We start from the raw sequence: 1,258 nt of genomic DNA, 5'->3' as shown, positions 1-1,258 counted from the left end.
TCGGGCTGAAGCAGGAAGGCACGCCGAAGGCCGAGCTGAAGGCGCGCGTCGCATCCGCGCTCGAACTCGTGCAGATGGGCAAGTACGCGAAGCGCAAGCCGCATCAACTCTCCGGCGGCCAGCAGCAGCGTGTTGCGTTGGCCCGCTCGCTGGTCAAGCGCCCGAAGCTGCTGCTGCTCGACGAGCCGATGTCCGCGCTCGACAAGCAGATTCGCCAGCGTACCCAGATCGAGCTCGTCAATATCCTGAACAAGGTCGGTGTCACCTGCATCATGGTCACGCACGACCAGGAAGAGGCGATGACGATGGCGAACCGCCTCGCGGTGATGAGCGAAGGCCAGATCGTGCAGATCGGCTCGCCGAACGAAGTGTACGAATACCCGAACAGCCGCTTCTCGGCCGAATTCATCGGCTCGACGAACCTGTTCGACGGCGTGACGGTCGAGGACGAACCCGATCACGTGTACATCGAATCGCCGGAACTGCCGAGCCGGCTGTACGTGAGTCACGGGATCTCCGGCCCGCTCGGGATGCCGGTCACCGTGTCGGTGCGCCCCGAGCGGATCGCGCTCACGCGCAAGCCGCCCGAAGGCGCGTTCAACTGGGCGCGCGGCCGGATCAGCAACGTCGCGTACATGGGCGGCTATTCGCTGTATCACGTGAAGCTCGACGGCGGCAAGACGGTGATCGCGAACGTGTCGAGCCTCGCGATTTCCGAACTCGACACGCCGGCGCTCGGCGACGAGATCTACGTGCGCTGGAGCGCGACCGCCGGCGTGGTGCTGACGTCATGAACGCGTTCAAGTCCCTGCTCGAGTGGCCGGTGCGGCGCTTCAACCTGACGGGCGCCACGGCGGTCGTGGCCGGGCCGTTCACGTGGCTCGTGCTGTTCTTCCTCGTTCCGTTCGTGCTGGTCGTGAAGATCAGCTTCGCGGAGCTGCAGCTCGGTATCCCGCCGTATACGGAGCTCGCGTCGTACGCGGACGGCGTCGTGCACATCGCGCTGAACCTGTCGCACTACGCGTTCCTGTTCACGGACAGCCTGTATTTCGCGACCTACGTGAACTCGGTGTGGGTCGCCGCGATCACGACGCTGCTGTGCTTGCTGCTCGGCTATCCGATGGCGTACTACATCGCGCGCTCGAACCCGGCCACCCGCAACCTGCTGATGATGGGCGTGATGCTGCCGTTCTGGACGTCGTTCCTGATCCGCGTGTATGCGTGGATCGGCATCCTGAAGAACAACGGGCTGCTGAAC

At 64.5% G+C, this 1,258-nt stretch carries 1 protein-coding gene and 1 pseudogene; both read left to right on the top strand.

Annotated features, from left to right (window positions below; all coding sequences use genetic code 11):
• Positions 1 to 794 (top strand): ABC transporter ATP-binding protein (locus JMF90_RS37570; protein ID WP_201326392.1); only part of this gene is annotated, 794 nt, incomplete at its 5' end.
• Positions 791 to 1,258 (top strand): annotated as a pseudogene (locus JMF90_RS37565) (putrescine ABC transporter permease PotH); the annotation flags it as partial. The gene JMF90_RS37570 and the pseudogene JMF90_RS37565, both read left to right, overlap by 4 nt.

The sequence above is a fragment of the Burkholderia sp. E168m23 genome, assembly GCF_016586125.1.
Classification (GTDB): Bacteria; Pseudomonadota; Gammaproteobacteria; order Burkholderiales; family Burkholderiaceae; genus Burkholderia; species Burkholderia orbicola.
The sequence above is the reverse complement of the archived record's forward strand: the minus strand, read 5'-3'. Positions and strand labels throughout refer to the sequence as shown.